This window comes from Acidithiobacillus sp. TH-A36 (assembly GCF_057473445.1).
Window position 1 is genome coordinate 1 of the sequence record NZ_JBYCKP010000539.1, and the last position, 1,384, is coordinate 1,384.

Genomic DNA, 1,384 nt, shown 5'->3' on the forward strand with positions numbered 1-1,384 from the left:
GACACGCTCCTGGAATTCAATCAACGGTTGAAATCTAGACCACGCCCATGACTTTGTCAATCATTTGTAGTAAACAAATGTTAGTCACTGCAAAGCATATTCAAACCCATTCGCGAATGGCTCTCAACATATCCTGCAAACGCACAAAACAGGATTCATCCTTTGCAGCTCCCAGCTCCTGGCAACCACTACCCCCCAACCATAAGCTAACTCCCGCAGGCATGCGCCGTTGCAGATCATGTAATAGCTGGCGATTCTGCACATTGACTGAAGCCGCCGATACTGCCAGATGAATCACCTGCACATGACAGACTTCTGCCGCCGCAATCAAATCATCCACTTCAGGCTCCGAACCAATGAACAAAACATCCACGCCCTCACCCATCAGCAGGGCGCGGGTCATCTGCAATTCCAGCGTACGGTCCTCTCCCGGAAAACTCGCCAGCAAAACCCGCAGGCGGGTTTCGCCACCCGGCAACTGACTGGTCGCGACGTAGAGACATTCCATCAGCAGTTCCTGAAGGCAGCCCTCCCGATAAGGCTTTATTTCGCCCATCATCCGGGCGCGGGCGACGCGCTGCAGCAAAGGCGCGGCTACCTGCAGCACAAAGCGGGGGAGTCCTTCCTGCTGCAGCTGGCGGCGCATATAACTACGCAATAGCTCTGGACGATCGGAGGCCAGCATATTGAGAGCTTCTGCCAGCACTGCAGGATCTTCGTGGGGTGCAGAGTGCTGCGCAGGAATTTCAGCCACCAGGTTGTCGATTTTCTGCGCATCGGCACCCACCACGGCACCCGGCCGATACCCTGCTGCCAGTAATTGATTAATCCGGTGCAACTGCTCAATCTGCGCGCGACTGTACAGACGGTTACCTGCCGCATCCCGACCCGGCACCGGAAAGGCGTATCGCCGTTCCCACATGCGCAGTAACTCTTTGGAAATACCGGTTTCCTGCTCAACCACACTGATTGGAAATTGCGGTACTTCTGTTTCATCCGTGCTGATATCCACAACCGTTCCCTTTTTGTATATGACGCCTTATTGACATATGGACCCTGAACAGTAATCTACTCTATCATTGTTATACAGGTTTCTGCACATGTTTACAGGATGTATCGCCCCATAAATAATCATGAAAACCTATGAACTAAAGGGCTTCTGGCAGCAACTCCGCTACTAGACAGGGTCGTGACACTGAAGCTGTTCTGCCTGTTATTGTATCTTTGTCCAAGGAACGTGAATGTTAGCCCACACTTTTGTTGCAGATGCCATCCTGAATAACCCCGACCAGATCAATGCGCAAATGGCTGACCGGCAGAGTTTTGGCATCATTGCTCTGGACAGTCACGCTCAGGTAAAAATTTTTAACGCAGCAGAGGCGCG

At 52.2% G+C, this 1,384-nt stretch carries 1 protein-coding gene; it reads right to left on the bottom strand.

What is annotated here, in order from left to right; all coding sequences use genetic code 11:
• Positions 1-100 precede the first annotated feature (100 nt).
• Positions 101-1,012: a MerR family transcriptional regulator gene (locus AC2VLY_RS13745; RefSeq protein ID WP_486922467.1), complete on the bottom strand. Its 912-nt coding sequence runs from the start codon at positions 1,010-1,012 to the stop codon at positions 101-103.
• Positions 1,013-1,384 lie beyond the last annotated feature (372 nt).